At 39.5% G+C, this 15,684-nt stretch carries 18 protein-coding genes; 17 read left to right on the top strand and 1 reads right to left on the bottom strand.

Annotated features, from left to right (window positions below):
- Window positions 1-95: 95 nt before the first annotated feature.
- From spoIIM to H0Z31_04305, 17 genes are all read left to right on the top strand, one after another.
- Window positions 96-740: a stage II sporulation protein M gene (spoIIM, locus tag H0Z31_04385; protein MBO8176679.1), complete on the top strand. Its 645-nt coding sequence runs from the start codon at window positions 96-98 to the stop codon at window positions 738-740.
- Between the two features lie 111 nt (window positions 741-851).
- A complete protein-coding gene (locus H0Z31_04380; protein ID MBO8176678.1) occupies window positions 852-1,310 on the top strand; it encodes a transcriptional repressor in 459 nt (152 codons plus the stop codon).
- Window positions 1,311-1,425: 115 nt separating this feature from the next.
- Window positions 1,426-1,647 carry a YqzK family protein gene (locus H0Z31_04375; GenBank protein ID MBO8176677.1) on the top strand — a complete coding sequence of 74 codons (222 nt, stop codon included), beginning with the start codon at window positions 1,426-1,428 and terminating at the stop codon, window positions 1,645-1,647.
- Between the two features lie 6 nt (window positions 1,648-1,653).
- Window positions 1,654-2,547 carry a site-specific tyrosine recombinase XerD gene (gene xerD, locus H0Z31_04370; protein ID MBO8176676.1) on the top strand — a complete coding sequence of 298 codons (894 nt, stop codon included), beginning with the start codon at window positions 1,654-1,656 and terminating at the stop codon, window positions 2,545-2,547.
- Window positions 2,548-2,787: 240 nt separating this feature from the next.
- Window positions 2,788-3,972: a phosphopentomutase gene (deoB, locus tag H0Z31_04365; protein ID MBO8176675.1), complete on the top strand. Its 1,185-nt coding sequence runs from the start codon at window positions 2,788-2,790 to the stop codon at window positions 3,970-3,972.
- Window positions 3,973-3,990: 18 nt separating this feature from the next.
- Window positions 3,991-4,812 carry a purine-nucleoside phosphorylase gene (locus tag H0Z31_04360; protein ID MBO8176674.1) on the top strand — a complete coding sequence of 274 codons (822 nt, stop codon included), beginning with the start codon at window positions 3,991-3,993 and terminating at the stop codon, window positions 4,810-4,812.
- 17 nt (window positions 4,813-4,829) lie between these two features.
- Entirely contained in the window at window positions 4,830-6,134 is a 1,305-nt protein-coding gene (locus tag H0Z31_04355) for a pyrimidine-nucleoside phosphorylase (GenBank protein ID MBO8176673.1), read from the top strand.
- Window positions 6,135-6,623: 489 nt separating this feature from the next.
- Window positions 6,624-7,802 carry a D-alanyl-D-alanine carboxypeptidase gene (locus tag H0Z31_04350; protein ID MBO8176672.1) on the top strand — a complete coding sequence of 393 codons (1,179 nt, stop codon included), beginning with the start codon at window positions 6,624-6,626 and terminating at the stop codon, window positions 7,800-7,802.
- 99 nt (window positions 7,803-7,901) lie between these two features.
- On the top strand, window positions 7,902-8,252 hold the full coding sequence (gene spoIIAA / locus H0Z31_04345; protein ID MBO8176671.1) for an anti-sigma F factor antagonist: 351 nt from the start codon (window positions 7,902-7,904) through the stop codon (window positions 8,250-8,252).
- A 3-nt stretch (window positions 8,253-8,255) separates the two neighbouring features.
- Complete coding sequence (gene spoIIAB, locus H0Z31_04340; protein ID MBO8176670.1) at window positions 8,256-8,696, top strand: anti-sigma F factor; 441 nt, start codon at window positions 8,256-8,258, stop codon at window positions 8,694-8,696.
- A 12-nt stretch (window positions 8,697-8,708) separates the two neighbouring features.
- On the top strand, window positions 8,709-9,467 hold the full coding sequence (sigF, locus tag H0Z31_04335) for an RNA polymerase sporulation sigma factor SigF (GenBank protein ID MBO8176669.1): 759 nt from the start codon (window positions 8,709-8,711) through the stop codon (window positions 9,465-9,467).
- 399 nt (window positions 9,468-9,866) lie between these two features.
- Window positions 9,867-10,487 carry a stage V sporulation protein AA gene (locus H0Z31_04330; protein ID MBO8176668.1) on the top strand — a complete coding sequence of 207 codons (621 nt, stop codon included), beginning with the start codon at window positions 9,867-9,869 and terminating at the stop codon, window positions 10,485-10,487.
- The gene (locus H0Z31_04325; protein ID MBO8176667.1) at window positions 10,477-10,902 is read left to right on the top strand and encodes a stage V sporulation protein AB; all 426 of its coding nucleotides are present in this window, start codon (window positions 10,477-10,479) and stop codon (window positions 10,900-10,902) included. The genes H0Z31_04330 and H0Z31_04325 overlap by 11 nt, the downstream gene beginning before the upstream one ends.
- Before the next feature lie 19 nt (window positions 10,903-10,921).
- A complete protein-coding gene (locus H0Z31_04320; GenBank protein ID MBO8176666.1) occupies window positions 10,922-11,497 on the top strand; it encodes a stage V sporulation protein AE in 576 nt (191 codons plus the stop codon).
- On the top strand, window positions 11,482-12,960 hold the full coding sequence (locus H0Z31_04315; GenBank protein MBO8176665.1) for a spore germination protein: 1,479 nt from the start codon (window positions 11,482-11,484) through the stop codon (window positions 12,958-12,960). The genes H0Z31_04320 and H0Z31_04315 overlap by 16 nt, the downstream gene beginning before the upstream one ends.
- A gap of 88 nt (window positions 12,961-13,048) precedes the next feature.
- The gene (lysA, locus tag H0Z31_04310; protein MBO8176664.1) at window positions 13,049-14,371 is read left to right on the top strand and encodes a diaminopimelate decarboxylase; all 1,323 of its coding nucleotides are present in this window, start codon (window positions 13,049-13,051) and stop codon (window positions 14,369-14,371) included.
- A gap of 295 nt (window positions 14,372-14,666) precedes the next feature.
- Entirely contained in the window at window positions 14,667-15,020 is a 354-nt protein-coding gene (locus H0Z31_04305; protein MBO8176663.1) for a GNAT family N-acetyltransferase, read from the top strand.
- Window positions 15,021-15,075: 55 nt separating this feature from the next.
- Here H0Z31_04305 and H0Z31_04300 read toward each other — a convergent pair whose 3' ends face one another.
- The gene (locus H0Z31_04300) at window positions 15,076-15,597 is read right to left on the bottom strand and encodes a DUF309 domain-containing protein (protein MBO8176662.1); all 522 of its coding nucleotides are present in this window, start codon (window positions 15,595-15,597) and stop codon (window positions 15,076-15,078) included.
- Between the last annotated feature and the right edge of the window lie 87 nt (window positions 15,598-15,684).

Raw genomic sequence — 15,684 nt, 5'->3', positions numbered from 1 at the left:
CTGGTAATCTATCAATAGGAGAAGTAGAAGAAAAAATCATATCCCTTAAGGAACGAGCATACGTTGTACTAGAGTATCCTTAGGGAGGAATTTCAATGCGAAAGCGATTCCGGAACCAACCGTTGCTTGAACATATGAATGAACACGCAGCAATTTACGTATTTGTCATGATTCTTTTTTTTATGGGCATCCTCTTCGGAGCAATTGTCGTCAATAGTTTATCGTTCTCACAAAAAGAGGATTTGTTTTACTATTTAAACGAATTTTTCGGACAAGTGTCGGATGGGAAAGTAGCGGCCAGTGAAGACTTGTTTCGCTTAAGCTTTTTGCATAATGCGAAATACTTAGGGCTAATGTGGATGTTAGGCATCTCGATTATTGGCTTACCAATAATATTGATATTGCTGTTTTTAAAAGGATTAGTGGTGGGATTTTCAGTCGGCTTTCTCGTTCATCAAATGGGCTGGAAAGGATTTATGTTGTCCTTTGCCACCGTTCTTCCGCAAAACTTATTCATCATCCCGCTGTTTATTTTTATGTCTGCGGTGGCCGTAGGTTTTTCCCTTCAACTGATCAAAAAAATTGTCCAACGACCGTCGTATTCTATTTCTTTTTTCCCGCTATTTGTGAAGTATGTTTTTTGCCTAATTATCGCTTTCGTTGGAATCACCTTAGCTTCTAGTATTGAAGCCTATCTTTCCCCAGCATTAATGAAAGCGGTCATTTCTTCATTGAATTAAAATAATTATTACTTAATAAAAATTATTTATTCTTGTTTAGAATAATTCTTGTTTGCTAAACCTCCCGCATTTGATATAATAAATACGACAGCGACGAGGGAGGGACGAATTATGGAAAGTCGGTTAGAACGAATTAAAAAACAATTACATTCTGCTAGCTATAAATTGACGCCCCAGCGTGAAGCAACCGTTCGAGTGTTGTTGGAACATGAAGAAGATCATTTAAGTGCCGAAGATGTATACCTCCTCGTTAAAGAAAAGTATCCTGAAATTGGATTGGCGACGGTGTATCGCACACTCGAACTGCTTACGGAATTAAAAATTGTGGACAAAATAAACTTTGGGGACGGGGTTTCGCGCTACGACTTACGTCAAGAAGGTGCAGCCCATTTCCATCATCATCTTGTTTGTATCGAATGTGGAGCAGTAGACGAAATTCAAGAAGATTTATTGGGGGATGTTGAAACGATTGTCGAACGAGATTGGAAGTTTAAAATTAAGGACCATCGTCTAACGTTCCATGGGATTTGCTTTCGTTGTCAAGAAAAAAATGAAGACGAACAAGATTGAAATTGTAAAGCCTTTTCTCACTAGAAAAGGTTTTTTATTTATCACCTTATTAAAAGTATAAATCCCGTTTCTTCTGGCATAGCTTGTATATAAGAAGGAATAGGAGGAAAACGGGATGAAATATTATATTAAGCTAGTTTGGCAAACACTCAAAGTCTTTGTTTTATTTACCGGGAGCACCGTCTTGTTTTATTTCGGTTTTAAGTGGATCAATGAAGAATATGAAAATATGCACCGTTACGACGAGCCAGAAGGAGCGGCCGTCAAAGTGTTCCGATTGGAAGAGAATATGAACTGGTATGAACGATTATTATTGTATTTTATGGATGGGGAGTAGAATACCGTGGAAGATCAATTAAAAGATTTTATTCATTTTTTAATCGTGGAAAAAAGATTAGCGAAAAACACGGTCGTATCGTATGAACGAGATTTAAAAGGGTATATTCAGTATTTACAAAAGGTTGAGCAAATTTCATCCTTAAATGATGTAACGAGATTCCATATTGTCCATTATTTAGATTTTTTAAAAACGCAAAACAAATCATCGAAAACGATTGCTCGACAAGTAGCGTCTATTCGGTCGTTCCATCAATTTTTATTACGCGAAAAAGTGACAGAACAAGATCCTACGTTTCATATTGAAACACCAAAAACGGAACGAACCTTACCGAAAGTATTGAACATTCAAGAAGTCGAGTCATTGTTAGAGGCACCGGACGTACAAACACCAATCGGCATTCGCGACAAAGCGATGCTCGAGCTACTTTATGCGACCGGTCTACGAGTGAGCGAACTCATTAGTTTGAATATGGACGATATTCATTTAACAATGGGATTTGTTCGCTGCATAGGGAAGCGCAACAAAGAGCGCATCATTCCAATCGGAAGAGTGGCGACAGAAGCACTCGAACGGTACTTACAAAAAGGACGCCCTCAGCTCGTTTCCCGGAAAGAAACAACTTCGGCCTTATTTTTAAATCATCACGGCAGACGCCTCACTCGACAAGGATTTTGGAAAATATTAAAAGGACTAGCCAAGAAAGCGAATATCGAAAAAGATTTAACCCCGCACACGTTGCGCCATTCGTTTGCTACCCACCTGTTAGAAAACGGAGCGGATTTACGCGCAGTTCAAGAAATGTTAGGACATGCGGATATTTCGACGACCCAAATTTATACCCATGTAACGAAAATGAGATTAAAAGACGTGTATTCCCAATTTCATCCGCGGGCGTAAGAGGAAGATAAAGGAAAAATGATAAAGAAATTAAAGGGGAAGCGGCTTTTTTTCCTTGTCACCGGTTCCCCTTTTTAATACAATAATGTTGTCAGACTTCTGACCATATGATAGATTTGTTTCGTTCCTAAACGTTTGGGAAAGATAATCTTGTAACTTGATGTAACCGCTTTAAGTTAGAACGAATTTTAGGAAATATGGTAGATAAAGGTACAACGTTTACTTAAGGAGTGAAGGTACATGGCTGATTTTACATATAAGCGTATTCATCTCATCGTTATGGATTCAGTAGGGATCGGTGAAGCACCAGACGCTGAGAAGTATAACGATAAAGGAGCAGATACGTTAGGACACATTGCGGAAAAAATGAACGGCCTTAACATGCCGAACATGGCGAAATTAGGTTTATCCAACATTCGCGAAATTAAAGGGGTACCGAAAGCGGACGCACCGATGGCGTACTATACGAAAATGAAAGAAGCTTCCGCAGGAAAAGATACGATGACGGGTCATTGGGAAATTATGGGACTTAATATATCTACCCCGTTCCAAGTGTTCCCGGAAGGCTTTCCACAAGAATTAATTCAACAATTAGAAGAAAAAACCGGTCGAAAAGTGATTGGAAATAAACCAGCAAGCGGTACGGCGATTATTGAAGAGCTTGGCGAAGAGCATATGGAAACAGGGGCTCTGATCGTGTACACATCTGCTGATTCAGTGTTGCAAATCGCGGCACACGAAGAAGTAATTCCGCTAGAAGAGCTTTATCGCATTTGTGAAATTGCCCGTGAACTTACCTTAGATGAAAAATATATGGTCGGACGTGTTATTGCTCGTCCGTTCATCGGGGAGCCAGGAAACTTTACCCGTACGGCGAACCGTCATGACTATGCGTTAAAACCGTTTGATCGTACGGTGATGAATGAATTAAAGGATGCGAACTACGACGTTATTGCAATCGGTAAAATTTCCGACATTTATGACGGTGAAGGGGTAACAGAAGCCATCCGCACGAAATCAAACATGGACGGAATGGATAAATTTATTGCTACTTTTGATAAAGACTTTACAGGACTTAGCTTTATTAATTTAGTTGATTTTGATGCGTTATATGGGCATCGTCGTGATCCGATTGGGTACGGAAAAGCGTTAGAAGAATTTGATGCCCGTTTACCAGAAGTGTTTGAAAAAATGACGGATGATGATTTATTAATTATTACGGCTGACCATGGAAATGACCCAGTACATCACGGAACTGACCATACGCGTGAATATGTACCATTACTTGTCTACTCAACAAGAATGAACAGCGGAAAAGAACTTCCACTTCGGGAAACATTCGCTGATGTTGGGGCGACCGTTGCTGAAAACTTTGGCGTAACGATGCCAAAATACGGAAAAAGTTTCTTACAACTGTTGAAATAAATAAAGGAGTGTCCATCCATGAATTACGAAGCAGTACAACATGCGGCCCAATATTTAAAAGAAAAATATGCCGATGCGCCGGAAATTGGCTTAATCCTTGGCTCTGGACTTGGCGTGTTAGCAGAAGAAATTACAAATCCAGTGGTGATTCCTTACAATGAAATTCCTAATTTCCCGGTTTCTACGGTAGAAGGCCATAAAGGTCAGCTTGTTTTTGGTGAATTAAGTGGAAAAAAAGTCGTCGCCATGCAAGGACGGTTCCATTATTACGAAGGTTACTCCTTTCAACAAGTAACGTTCCCAGTTCGTGTCATGAAACAGCTTGGGGTTCAAACGCTCATTGTCACAAATGCAGCCGGAGGCGTTAACGAATCATTTGAACCAGGCGACTTAATGATTATCACCGATCATATCAATAATATGGGAGGCAACCCATTAATAGGACCAAACGATTCTAAATTTGGACCACGCTTTCCGGATATGTCTGAAGCGTACGATAAAGAATATCGTCAATTAGCGAAAGAAATTGCTCAAAAGTTAAACATTCCGGTACGTGAAGGAGTCTATGTCGCCAATACCGGTCCGATTTATGAAACACCCGCGGAAGTACGCATGCTTCGTACATTAGGAGCAGATGCGGTTGGTATGTCCACCGTTCCAGAAGTCATTGTTGCTCGCCATATGGGCATGAAAGTGTTAGGCATCTCTTGTATTTCCAATATGGCAGCAGGTATTTTAGATCAACCATTAACGCACGATGAAGTCATTGAAACAACGGAAAAAGTTCGCCAAAACTTCTTAACATATGTAAAAGAAATTGTACGATCAATCAATAAGTAAGGGTGGAGTGAAACGATATGCGGATGGTAGATTTAATTGAAAAAAAACGTGATGGCCATGAATTAACGACAGAAGAAATCCAATTTATTATTAAAGGATATACGGAAGGAACGATTCCTGATTACCAAATGAGCGCGTTTACGATGGCTGTGTTTTTCCAAGGCATGACGGAGCGTGAACGTGCCGATTTAACGATGGCGATGGTTGAATCCGGTGACCAAATTGATTTGTCAGCGATTGAAGGAATTAAAGTTGACAAGCATTCCACAGGAGGCGTCGGTGATACAACAACACTTGTTCTTGGTCCTCTAGTGGCATCTCTTGGTGTTCCAGTAGCGAAAATGAGCGGCCGAGGATTAGGTCATACCGGTGGAACGATTGACAAATTAGAAGCTGTACCAGGATTCCACGTAGAAATCGAAAATGACGATTTTATTCGTCTTGTGAACGAAAACAAATTAGCCGTCATCGGTCAAAGCGGCAACTTAACGCCAGCGGACAAAAAGCTTTATGCTCTACGTGACGTAACAGCAACTGTTAATAGTATTCCGTTGATTGCAAGCTCTATTATGAGTAAAAAAATTGCGGCGGGAGCGAACGCGATCGTCCTTGACGTTAAAACTGGTGCAGGCGCCTTTATGAAAACGCTGGAAGAAGCGAAGGAATTAGCCCAAGCGATGGTCAATATCGGAAACAATGTAGGTCGTAAAACGATGGCGGTTATTTCTGATATGAGTCAGCCACTTGGATATGCGATCGGAAATGCGCTAGAAGTAAAAGAAGCAATCGATACCCTTTCTGGAAAAGGACCGAAAGATTTAACTGAGCTTTGCTTAACGCTAGGTAGCCATATGGTATATTTAGCAGAAAAAGCTGATTCTCTGGAAGAAGCTCGTCAAAAACTCCAACAAGTCATTGAAGATGGATCAGCTCTAGAAACGTTTAAAAAGTTTTTACAAGCACAAGGTGGCGACCCATCCGTTGTCGACCATCCAGAACGTCTTCCACAAGCAAAATATGTCGTGGAACTCGAAGCCAAAGAAGATGGCTATGTTTCAGAAATCGTTGCCGACGAAATCGGAACAGCGGCCATGCTTCTAGGTGCCGGACGCGCGACTAAAGAATCGCAAATTGACTTAGCGGTCGGTCTTGTATTACGTAAAAAAATTGGTGATTATGTCCAAAAAGGCGAATCCCTTGTCACCATTCATAGTAACTTCGAAGACATCGAGCAAATTAAGCAGAAACTTTACAACAACATTCGAATCTCCAAAGAAAAAGTAGAAGCACCAACGCTAATCTATGGAGAAATTACAGAATAATCAAAGGAACCCCAAAAGGCACAAAGTCCTTTTGGGGTTTATTAATTAAACGATAATTTTTTAAACTTCCTCACTGTATTTTGTATCGAAAGTGCAAACCAAATGGCAGAAACTACAAAACAATTCGGTGAAAGTATAAGTAAAAGGACCGAAAGTGTAAAAAAGCTGTGAAATTTGTACATAGATATCCTAAAAATACTATCGAAAAGCTATTTTTAATTTCTTATTTATGTAAAGTCACTTTCAGTAAGAGATCTTATTTTGCTGTTTAACCCCTTTGTTTTGCAGTTACCCCTAATTGTATTGCAGTTTGGATCCCCTGTATTGCAGATTGATCAATTTTTATTTCAGTTTCCTATTTTCTAAACCATTCAGCAATGAAAACTAATTAGGAATTGTATAAATTTGATTATGTTGGAAAAAATAGGCCAATAGGTGTAAGTTTTTCAAAAAATGCTAAAGTATGAATACATATTGGAGGGTTGTAAGATGAAGCGATGGAGCCATTGGGTAGTTGCTTTTATAATGATTCAAGCAATTCTTTTTCCTCATTTCGTGGCAGCAGAAGAGAAAAAAAGTGAATTAGCAGATGAGGCAAAATCGGCAATTTTAATTGAACGAGATACGGGAACGGTCTTATATGAAAAGAATAGCCATGAGCCGTTACCGCCGGCGTCGATGACGAAAATTATGACAATGCTTCTGATTATGGAAGCGATTGATAAAGGACAGTTAAAAATGGATGACATGGTCCGCACAAGTGAATACGCGGCATCTATGGGCGGCTCGCAAATTTTTTTAGAGCCTGGAGAAGAAATGACCGTCGAACAGATGCTTGAAGGAATAGCGATCGGTTCGGCCAATGACGCATCGGTTGCTCTTGCTGAAAAAATTGCCGGAAGTGAAGATGCTTTTGTAAAAATGATGAATCAAAAGGCAAAAAAACTCGGTTTGAAAAATACAAAATTCCAAAATGTGACTGGACTTCCAGCTGATGATCATTACAGCTCCGCTTACGATATGGCGATTATGGCGAAAGAGCTGTTGAAATATGAAGAAATAACCAAGTTTACGGGGCAGTACGAATCGTATTTACGGGAAAATACCGATAAAAAGTTTTGGCTCGTCAATACAAATAAACTGGTCCGCTTTTACAAAGGCGTAGATGGACTAAAGACCGGTTATACAAATGAAGCAAAGTATTGCTTAACAGCAACGGCTGTAAAAGATGGGATGCGTGTCATTGCGGTTGTGTATGGGGCACCAACACCAAAATCGCGAAACGCCCAAGTATCAAAAATGTTAGACTATGCTTTCAATCAATACACAACCCATCCATTGTACAAAAAAGACGAGAAAGTTGGAAAAGTCCAAGTCAGCAAAGGAGCGAAAAACCACGTTTCAGTGACAACAGAAGAACCGATTTCCATCTTGACGAAAAAAGGAGAATCGATAGACAACTTCCAACAAGACATTCAACTGGACCCTATTATAAAAGCCCCGCTTGAAAAAGGGGACCCAGTCGGAAAATTAGTTGTCAAAAAGGATGGAAAAAAAGTGCTAGAAACACCGTTAGTTGCTGGAGATAGTGTCAAAAAAGCAAGCTGGTGGAAACTTTATAAAAAAGTTTTCGGTATGTATACGAAAGTCGTTCCAAAAGATTCGTAAAAAATTTGAAGAAGAAACACTATTTTTGTCAAAGGGAAGGAATTAAAGAGAACAAAATCGAATAGACTCACTATCGAATCAATAAGGAGGCCGAAAATAGTGAGTCTTTCCATCGATTTAGAAGTGATTGGGGAAGTGTTATGTATCCGTCTTCGCGGAGAGTTGGACCACCATACAGCGGAACAGTTAAAAGAACAAGCGAGTCAGGCGATTGAAACCTATAATATCAAACATATTGTCCTTAATTTAGAGCAGCTCTCGTTTATGGATAGCTCAGGGTTAGGAGTCATTCTTGGGCGATACAAACAAATTAAGCAAAAGCACGGAGAAATGGTCGTTTGTGCAATTTCCCCTGCAGTGAATCGATTGTTTGAAATGTCGGGCCTTTATAAAATTATCCGTCTCGAACCATCCGAAAAAATTGCACTGCAAAGATTGGGGGTTGCTTAAACGATGAAAAACGAAATGCATATTCAGTTTAGCGCGTTAAGTCAAAATGAGTCTTTTGCCCGTGTGACCGTTGCTGCGTTTATCGCTCAATTAGACCCGACGATGGATGAATTGACTGAAATTAAAACCGTTGTTTCGGAAGCGGTCACGAACGCCATTATTCACGGCTATGAAAACAATCCGAACGGAATGGTGTATATTTCCGTGACAATAAATGATAACATCGTCGAGATGACGATACGTGATGAAGGAGTCGGTATTAAGAATATTGAGGAAGCGAGACAACCGTTATTTACAACGAAACCGGAACTAGAACGTTCTGGTATGGGCTTTACTATTATGGAAAACTTTATGGATGAAGTCGACATTGAATCACAACCAGGAGCAGGCACCACGATTCGATTAAAAAAGCATTTAGCGAAAAGTACAGCGCTATGTAATTAAGGAGTCGTGCCTATGGATGTGGAGCTCAAGCATGAAAAAGGACAAGTTTATTTAAAAGATCATGAAGTGAAAGAGTTAATTCGTCGCAGTCAAGAAGGGGATCAAGAGGCGAGAGATACGCTTGTACAGAATAACACTCGCCTGGTTTGGTCCGTAGTTCAGCGCTTTTTAAATCGCGGATACGAGCCGGACGATCTCTTTCAAATTGGGTGTATTGGTTTATTAAAATCGGTGGATAAATTTGACCTTACGTATGATGTCAAATTTTCCACGTATGCCGTTCCGATGATTATCGGTGAAATTCAACGGTTTATTAGGGATGATGGTTCCGTTAAGGTCAGTCGAAGCTTAAAAGAGATGGGCAATCGGATTCGCAAAGCCAAAGATGAATTATCGAAATCGTTAGGAAGGGTACCAACTATTAATGAATTGGCCGAACACTTAGACCTGTCTGCGGAAGATATCATTATGGCCCAAGAAGCGAGTAGAGCCCCTTCTTCTATTCATGAAACCGTCTACGAAAACGAGGGCGACCCCATTACATTATTAGACCAAATCGCGGATGATCGAGAAGAAAAATGGTTTGATAAAATCGCTTTAAAAGAAGCGATTCGCGAATTGGACGACCGAGAACGACTCATTGTCTACTTAAGGTATTATAAAGACCAAACCCAATCTGAAGTGGCTGAACGATTAGGCATTTCCCAAGTACAAGTATCGAGGTTGGAGAAAAAAATATTGCACCAAATGAAACAGCGCATGGATCTATAATAGGTCCAGGCGCTGTTTTTATTTGGAAAGTTTAAAACATCATGAGAAAAGGACTAGCCATATGAGCAATTATTATATTTGATGAGTAAAAAATACAGATTTAAGGGTAAAAATCTTCAAGTTAAGAGCAAAAAATAAAGAAATAAGGGCAAAAATCTTCAAGTTAAGAGCAAAAAATAAAACTTAAGAGTTAATCTACCGAAGTTATGAGCAAAAAATAACATTTAAGAGCAAAACTCCAGTGTACTGAGTAAAAAAATTAAGCGCCAAACGATGTATATCATAAGTAAAACGATTTTACAGAAGAGAAAGGGAAGGCATGAAATTTTTCCCTATCATGAAAAAAACAAGTTGCGTGATACTACTAAATAAATACTCTATAGACGAAGGTGGGAACTAGTGGTGACATCCGTGGATTTACGACTTCGTCATAAAATTTTTGTGCCTCCTGATGCGAAAGTATACCTAAAAGATATCTCGTATATTGTGGCACCAAAAGAGATGATAAAGCCCCTTCAACACATGTGTGTATACGAAATTACAAAAAAAGATAAAAACTTTGTCATAATTGATGGCATTCAAGTCGTCCGCCAGATAAAGGAGTGGAATCCGAATTTAGAGGTTCAATTAATTGGGCCATCTCAAACAATCGTAGAAGTCAAGCAGCACCGTCGAAAAATGTCCATTCCTTTATTCGTTCTTGTCTGGTGTCTTTTGTTCATTGGTTCTAGTTTAGCGGTGATGAATTTTCATGAAGACGTCAGCATGAGGAACGTTCATATCCGCTTATATGAACTTATGACGGGAGAGAAAAACGAATATCCACTTATTTTGCAAATTCCGTATTCGTTCGGACTTGGGTTAGGGATGATATTATTTTTTAATCATATCTTTCGTAAACGTTTGAATGAAGAACCTAGTCCGTTGGAAGTAGAAATGTTTAATTATCAACAAGATTTAGATCAATATTTAATTATCCATGAAAACAAAGAAAGTGTGCGAACAAAAGATGACCATTAAGATTCTTATCATTGCCTTCATCGGTTTTGCAGGTGGTTTAGCCGTTGGTGCTGGATTTGTCGCATTTTTAACGGTTCTGAGTATCATCCCTCGGTTAACACAGCTGACGAAAACAAGCAAGTTTATCCACGTGTATGAAGGGGCCGTAATTTTAGGAGCGATTTCGGGAAGTATCTCTAGCTTGTGGATGTTCCATTTTCATCTTCCTTCCTGGACGTTAATTCCGCTTGGCTTAGGAAATGGTGTCTTTATTGGTATGTTAGCGGCGGGGTTAACAGAAGCGTTAAACGTGTTACCGATTTTGGCGAAGCGAATCGGTGTGGAGGAGCGATTGTTAATCTTATTAATGGCTATCGTGCTCGGTAAAATGTTCGGTTCCCTCTTTCAGTGGATGTTTTTTGTCAAAACTTTATGAGTAGAAAGGACATGCCCCAATGAAAAAAAAGCGCGTCATTATAGTAACTGATGGAGATGAGTACGCACACCGTGCCATCGAACAAGTGGCGCATCAAATTGGTGGTCGCTGTATCTCCCAATCGCAAGGGAATCCTACATTATTAACCGGTGAAGAAATCGTTCACCTAATCCTTCAGACCCCCTATGACCCTGTTTTTGTCATGTTTGACGATTGTGGTTATATAGGAGAAGGAAGAGGCGAACAAGCGCTAATTCACGTAGCGAAAGATCAACGGATTGACGTGTTAGGGGTGATTGCGGTGGCATCGAAATCTTCACAAATGGAGTGGACGAAAGTAGATGTGTGTGTTAACCGGGACGGAGACATTACACCATATGGGGTTGATAAAGATGGATTTGAAGAAGTGGAATTGGGGAGATTAAATGGGGATACTGTTTACTGTTTAGACCGCTTAAATATTCCCATTGTTGTTGGAATTGGAGATATTGGCAAAATGGGACATATAGATGATTATAAAAAAGGTGCTCCAATCACAAAAAAAGCCGTCAACCTCATTTTAGAAAGGAGTGGCAACCAATGGAGCAACAGCTAAAAAAATTACCAATACCAGAAAACGTTGAACTCGTGAAAAAATTTATGGAAGACCGCATCGGATTAGGAGTGAGTTTCGATTTAGGGGTTCGAAAAATTAAGGTACTCCGGAAAGATGTTCATTTTTATTATGTGAACGGATTATGTGACACCAAAATTATGACTGAGGTAATTCATGAACTAATTAAAGTAAACGATTCAGAAAAATTATCTTCCCAACTATATAAAATTATTGAAAACCGAATTGTTCATCAATCGATACAAACGGTGAAAACGTTAGATGAATTGGTCGATCAAGTTCTTTCCGGATTGTTGGGGATTGTCATCGAAGGGTCCGATGAAGCAATTATCGTTGATGTTCGGAGCTATCCTGGTCGCCAACCGGAAGAGCCAGATACTGAAAAAGTCGTTCGGGGTTCCCGTGATGGATACGTAGAAAGTATTATTGTGAATACTGCCTTAACTAGACGACGAATACGGGATGAACGCTTACGGTTTGAAATTTTTAAAATTGGGGAACGTTCGAAAACCGATGTCGCCATCGCCTATATAGAAGATGTGGCCAATCCTGACTTAATTCAAACGATTAAAAAGGAAATTCAATCGATTCAAATCGACGGAATTACGATGGCAGACAAGACGATTGAAGAGTTTTTAGTTAAACAAGGGTATAACCCTTATCCGCTTGTTCGCTATACCGAACGGGCAGACGTAGGTGCGACTCATTTACTTGAAGGGCATGTGCTCATCTTTGTTGATACATCTCCGAGTGTTATTATTACGCCCACGACATTTTTTCATCATGTCCAACATGTGGAAGAATATCGTCAATCACCAGCTGTAGGGACGTTTGTTCGATGGGCACGATTCATTGGCATATCGCTATCCATCCTCCTTCTCCCATTATGGTATTTGTTTGTGTTAGATCCTTCCCTGCTTCCGAAACAACTAGCGTTTATCGGTCCCAATGAAGAGTCTAACATTCCGGTGTTCGCTCAGTTATTAATCGCCGACTTAGGGGTTGATTTTTTACGAATTGCAGCGATTCATACGCCGACACCATTATCCACTGCAATGGGCTTAATTGCCGCCGTTTTAATCGGTGAAATCGCAATTGATGTCGGATTATTTGTCCCAGAAGTCATTTTATACATTTCTATTGCGGCTATTGGAACATTTGCCACACCAAGCTATGAATTAAGTATCGCCAATAAATTAGTCCGATTAGGGCTATTATTTTCGGTTGCTTTTTTTAAAGTCCCAGGTTTTGTCATAGGAGTCACTTTAGCCATTATTTTACTTGCTTCCATACGATCACTAAATACCCCTTATTTGTGGCCGTTTATTCCTTTTCATCCTATGGCATTTTTTCAAATACTCGTTCGACAATCCGTTCCTGGCTCCAAAGTGCGCCCAAGCATTGTGCAGCCGAGAAATCGGTTTAAACAACCAAAACATTCATAATATTGCATGATGATACGGTTTGTGTTAAATTTGTTTCAATTATTAGTTTTTTAACAAAAAGAGATTGAACGGAAGAAGGGAAGAGGACATGCATTTGTATGGAACGGCAAAAGTAAACGAGAAAGGTCATCTAGAAATTGGAGGAGTTGACACCGTCGACTTAGCAAAAGCGTATGGGACACCTTTATATGTTTATGATGTTGCTTTGATTCGTGAACGGGCGAAAAGTTTTAAAGAAACATTTGAAAAGCTAGGTGTCAAAGCACAAGTGGCTTATGCGAGTAAGGCGTTTTCTTCTATTGCCATGTTACAGCTCGTTGAGGAAGAAGGATTGTCCTTAGATGTCGTATCTGGAGGAGAATTGTATACGGCCATTGCGGCCCAATTCCCGACAGAAAAAATACATTTTCATGGAAACAATAAAAGTGAAGCGGAATTACGAATGGCTCTATCTCACAAAATTGGTTGTATTGTCGTAGATAATTTTTATGAGCTACGTTTATTGAAATCTTTGTGTGATGAATTAAATGTTGAAACAAAAATTTTACTACGGGTAACCCCAGGCATTGAAGCGCATACCCATGATTACATTTTAACAGGTCAAGAGGATTCCAAATTTGGCTTCGACTTGCAAAACGGACAAGCCGAACAAGCATTACAAATTGCGCTTGAAGAGGAGAAGTTCCATCTTCTTGGAGTTCATTGTCATATTGGGTCACAAATTTTTGAAACGACAGGATTTATTTTAGCTGCTCGAAAAATCATTGATCAATTAGCCGAATGGAAAAATCAATTCGGGTTTGTACCGGAAGTGCTTAATTTAGGGGGAGGCTTTGGTATTCGGTATACAGCTGAAGACGACCCGATTCCAGCCCATCAATATGTCGAAGAAATTATCGAAGAAGTGAAACAACAAACGAAGAAGCACGGGCTTCCAATGCCAGAAATTTGGATTGAACCTGGACGTTCTCTCGTGGGAGACGCAGGGTCGACGTTATATACAATTGGAGCTTCAAAAGAAGTTCCCCAAATTCGGAAATACATTGCCGTTGACGGAGGAATGAGTGATAATATTCGTCCGGCGTTGTATGATGCAAAGTACGAAGCTGTACTCGCCAATCGAGTGCTCGACCCTATTGAAGAAACGGTATCTATTGCTGGGAAATGCTGTGAATCTGGTGACATGTTAATATGGGACCTCCCTTTACCAAAAGTAAACGAGCAAGATCTATTAGCTGTTTTTTGCACAGGGGCGTACGGGTATGCGATGGCGAATAATTACAACCGTATTCCTCGTCCAGCGGTCGTGTTTGTAGAAAATGGTGAACATATGCTCGTCGTCAAACGAGAATCATACGAAGATTTAATTCAATTAGATGTTCCCCTCCCTTCCAAATTAAAAACTCGGTAAAAAGGCTAGAGGTCATCTAGCCTTTTTTGATAACGATTGACTTGAAGGATGGAATAAATTTTTTCATAATACTGATTGAGAATGTTTTAAGAAGGTGAAAAAATGGAAAAAAGCAATCGTGTTCTCTTTTTCTTTCTTTTAGCGATGACGCTTGTTTGGGGTGGTATTTATTGGATATTTTTTGCCGGTAAATGAGGAAAGTTGATAAAGAGAAGCGAATTTAGTAATATATTTGGGGAAAGCATCAAAGTTTTTGGTTGAATCTGGGAAAAATAAAATGATGAGGGATACATGTATGTTAGTTCGTTACAAAAAAGCATTTGAAAAAATTGCTATGGGTCTACTTTCATTCATGCCGAATGAAAAAGACTTAAAGAGGCTTCAACAAACGATTAAACAATACGAAACAGACGATAAATGGCAATTATTTTTATGGAAAAACGATGATGATATTATTGGTCTTATTGGTGTGATCGTCCGTGATCAAGTAGTTGAAATTCAGCATATTTCTGTGAACCCTTCATATCGGGATGAAGGAATAGGAACTAGTATGGTAAAAGCCATCAAACAAATGTATCAAAATTATTCTGTACAACCGAATGCATATACGGCATCTTTTTTTGAGAAGTGTGACGGAGAAAACGAATAACGAATGGCTGTTTACATATGCAAACAATAAGCACATCCAGTACGTCTGGTTGTGCTTATTGTTTTTTTCGTCTTTTCTTTTGTAAAGATTCTAGACGAGCTTCAACGACATCTTGACGATCGCGCAAGGAATGCCGATGGATAAGGTACGTATTTGATAAATCGCTAGGCGTTTGCCATATAAGTTTTCGTTTTTTACATTCTTCGATACATACCCCTTCTATGCTTGGTTCTACAATCGGTAGGTTAATGCTTTCATAAGGAAGCCCTTTTTGTAACCGTAATAACAATTTATTGACAAGTTGCTCGAGTTGATCAGGGGAGATTCCAAGTGACCTAATGATGGCGCGGTGTTGACGAAAAATGTGTAAGGAGTTTAGAAACATTCGTTTAGCCCCTTTAACATTGTTACGTCGATAGTGATATTGGCCAACCGCTAGTTGAATAAAACCAACCCAGATAGAAGTTTTTGACCCTTTTTGTTCTTTCCAATATTCTTCTAGCACTTCGTGGCATTCAAAATAATCACGGTCGCCATGAAAATGTATTAGATATTCAATAAACGGCTCAGGAACCATAAAATATTCTCCTTTTTTACATTTCTTACTGGTTGAGTGTATTATATCGAAAAGTTTTATTACCATGATGAAAAAACTTTCGTTAGT

The organism is Bacillus sp. (in: firmicutes), from assembly GCA_017656295.1.
In the GTDB taxonomy this organism is placed as follows: domain Bacteria; phylum Bacillota; class Bacilli; order Bacillales; family JACDOC01; genus JACDOC01.
This window is presented reverse-complemented; position numbering and strand designations above follow the sequence as displayed.